This window comes from Vibrio sp. E14 (assembly GCF_020515785.1).
Classification (GTDB): Bacteria; Pseudomonadota; Gammaproteobacteria; order Enterobacterales; family Vibrionaceae; genus Vibrio; species Vibrio diabolicus.
Genome location: NZ_JAHPJI010000036.1, coordinates 1 through 919 on the forward strand (window position 1 = coordinate 1; position 919 = coordinate 919).

Consider the following 919-nt stretch of genomic DNA (forward strand, 5'->3'; position numbering starts at 1 on the left):
TGTGAGCAACGCAATACCTAAGCTTCCGCATACCACCTTAAACACTGAAACCAACGCATAGTAAAAATGCCACGCGTTGCGAATCACTCTTAAACAGTTTGTTAAATTTCAGATAAGCGACTTTCCAATCTGTTACCCCAAAACCATACAAACATGCCCGGCGCAATCCACAAAAACACAAAGTAAATGCTGTATATAGGGTTTTCTATTATCGCTAGCATTAAACCCAATACAAGCTCAAGAGCTAGAATAAAAAACGCGTTTCCATGCTCCCTTAAATGCTTATAGGACTCTACGTATTCATCATAAGAGTTAAGCCCTTCTTCACGCTTACTCCTATAATGGGCAAGATCCTTATAGTAACTAAAACTTACATCGAACTTATTAAAGCAAGCAAACGAAACAGCATAAATTTGTAGGTTAATCAACCCACATACCGATAGTAAAGCTATGTTATTGAGATCCGGATTTTTATCATTTGGAAAAAATACATCATACAAGTTGAAGTATAGGAGTGTAGACAAGCCGACAGATATTAATAACGACAGCAATACTCTTTCAATAAAGGTAAATCGACTGCCATTGAAGATTGCATTGTCCTTTTTCGCAAATATGTCGCCACGGTAAGCATGCAAGAACAAAATAGGTGAACTGGCAATATAACAAATACATAAGCCAATGGAGCCTATGAGAATGCTTTGAATACCGGTTAAATCTTTAATCGACTCTATTCCAGGAAGCAGCACACCTTTCAAGCTTGATTGTTCAGAAAAGTTAAGAGCCAATACGATACCGAAGCCCACCACGGTTCCAACAAAATACCTAACAAAATAAAATTCCCACCACTTATTCCCGCCAGTGGCTCTTACACCTTTTACACTAAGATCTAACTTTTTACTCATAAACTACCATTGAAATT

The 919-nt window shown here is 37.5% G+C and carries 1 protein-coding gene; it reads right to left on the reverse strand.

The window, feature by feature from the left end; all coding sequences use genetic code 11:
- Positions 1-101: 101 nt before the first annotated feature.
- Positions 102-902: a hypothetical protein gene (locus tag LIX84_RS23305; RefSeq protein WP_140388328.1), complete on the reverse strand. Its 801-nt coding sequence runs from the start codon at positions 900-902 to the stop codon at positions 102-104.
- Positions 903-919: the final 17 nt, after the last annotated feature.